1 protein-coding gene is annotated in these 2,312 nt (G+C 48.0%); it reads right to left on the reverse strand.

What is annotated here, in order from left to right:
- Nucleotides 1–135: 135 nt before the first annotated feature.
- On the reverse strand, nucleotides 136–2,076 hold the full coding sequence (locus KDK14_RS09210; protein ID WP_257264803.1) for a DUF1631 domain-containing protein: 1,941 nt from the start codon (nucleotides 2,074–2,076) through the stop codon (nucleotides 136–138).
- Nucleotides 2,077–2,312 lie beyond the last annotated feature (236 nt).

Consider the following 2,312-nt stretch of genomic DNA (forward strand, 5'->3'; position numbering starts at 1 on the left):
TCCTCAATTTTCTGCCATCCTCGCTACGGGCGCTATTCTCGGACAGCCTCCTGGTTGTCTGTCCAATAACCAATGTCTGTACCGGTGTTGCGTTTTCACGGTTTTCAGTTTTTGCTGTAAAGGGGCGTCACTGCGCTACAAATGCTTTTTGAACCGTTTAAGAACGGCCTGGATAGCCCGGTCGAAAACCGGGTTCTCTTCCAGAATGCAGACAGAACCGTCTTTGATCTCCTTTTTGAGTTCGCTTCCAGAACGTTCTGCAACACGCATCCCCGAGCTGTTGACAAAAATATATCGACGACGGTCTTGACTGAGCCGGGCAAGTTTGCAGCGAAGGTGATGTGAGTCGCCTTCGCCAATAAACTCAACCCACTGCCCCGGGTGAAGTCCATCAATGATGACCGGGACAAATGAAGCGTGGTGCTCCTGGGCATCAGCCACTTCATCCTGATCATCAATAACCAGTTCAAGCGCCTGAGCGTCTTCGGTGACTTTCGGGTTGGGCTCAGACAGGGGCGAATCTTCCAGCGAATCTTCCAGCGAATCTTCCAGATTGTATCCAGTCAGTTCGCTGGAAAGAATAATTTCTTCGGAGTCTTCTTTTGTGGGACTATCGCTCTGAAAGTCAATGGTATGGTCATCGTCGGGCTCAGTTGCCAGAACCTCTTCTGGTTGTTCGAGGGGTTCGGCAGGCTGGTTTTTTGGACTCTCAGGCTCTGTTTGCAGGGTGATATTCAGGTTGTATTGAAATCCATCCAGACATTCCTGAAATACATCGGGATTTTCACTGTGGTCCGAGATGATGGTGCGCACAGTATGCTCAATCAGTAGCAGCACATGGTTGCTGGGTTCAGGATCCCGGCAGTGCAACATTCCTGCAGACGTCAAGTTGTTTAACAGGAGTCGAGCTGGATGCTTTGTGTCAGTTAAAAAAGCATCATTCAAAATCGCCTGTTTTAAAATCGGGATCTGCAATAATGCAATGGTCTTTTTTACGTCATCAGGCAGGTTGTGATCATCCAGAATGTACTCAAACAACCAGCCGACCATATTGATCAGGTCTTCATGATGGCGTGAGAGGTTTGAGTTAACACCTTGTAATTTTAGAGCATCCAGGACCGAGTTGTGCAGGTTCCTCATTGAAACGTGCTGCTCAAGAACCTCCAGTTGCAGTGAGCTGAGGACATTGGCCAGATCAACGGTCTTTACCCTGTTGGCCTTGGCCTCAGGGATGAGTTCGTCTTCTGCAAGCATGTCTTTCAGCCGGGATACCAGCTTCTCAACAAAGCTATCCAGAAACTGGGGGTTTTCCATGTCTGGATAGTGACTTTGTTGAGGCGATGGTTGTGCTCGGTCGGAGAGGCGGGAATCAGATATGGAGTGGTGGCTTGGGTCGTTGACTGAGCTTGCTTGCGATCGCCCAACTGAAGATGACTGTCTGGGCCCCAGCCCTTTATGGATAATCAACTGGTCGACTTTAAGCCATAGTTCATCAGCCGCCTTATTGAGATGGCGGGCAAACCAGCTAAATAATTGTTGTTCAATATCACTATCCGGGTCGAGACTTTCCAAAGCTATGGCAAAACTTTCGCAGATTCGCTCCGGGGTGGCAGGGTACGTACTGTCATGCCCAGGGTAGTTGCTCTCAAGGCTGAGTTTGATTCGGCAAATACGCTCAGCATTGTTACTGTTCTCAAAATGATTGGCTGCAGAACGCCAGAGCAGTTGCTGGTCAAGTTCAGAATTGTCGAGTAATTCAAGGGTTAAAACACCTTCCTGGGGTGCAGGCTGTTCACTGTCTGTGCTGGTCAAATGATCGATGAAGCTTTTTTTAATGGAAGATGCAGAATGCTTCAAACGGTTTTTGATATCGATCCAGCGCATCAAGTCCTGATCGTTTTTGATGTTTTCCAGATGGGTATCTAATTGGGTCAGTAAAACAGGCAACAGTGTGTCGGACTCAGGACAAATGATTTCCTGAACCAGCCGATTTAACTCAGAAAAAAACCTCTCTTGCGGTGGCTTGTTACCACCACCCGGACTATGAGGAATAATGTTAGAAGACTGAATTGACATGCTGGCCACATCCCTGTACTGCACCATATTGCCTACGCAGTATTAAATACCGGTAGAGACCATTCATATCACTTGACTAACTGTAACTGCGTTCATAGTACTTAATTAGATTCAGTGGCTATCAATGCAGAGTTATGCCTGTTTTTTGCCAGAAAAGTGGGTCAGGATTCTCGGACAGCCTCCTGGGAGGCTGTCCGAGAATAGCGCCCGTAGCGAGGATGGCAGAAAATTGAGGA

The sequence above is a fragment of the Endozoicomonas sp. ONNA2 genome (assembly GCF_024606365.1).
In the GTDB taxonomy this organism is placed as follows: domain Bacteria; phylum Pseudomonadota; class Gammaproteobacteria; order Pseudomonadales; family Endozoicomonadaceae; genus Endozoicomonas.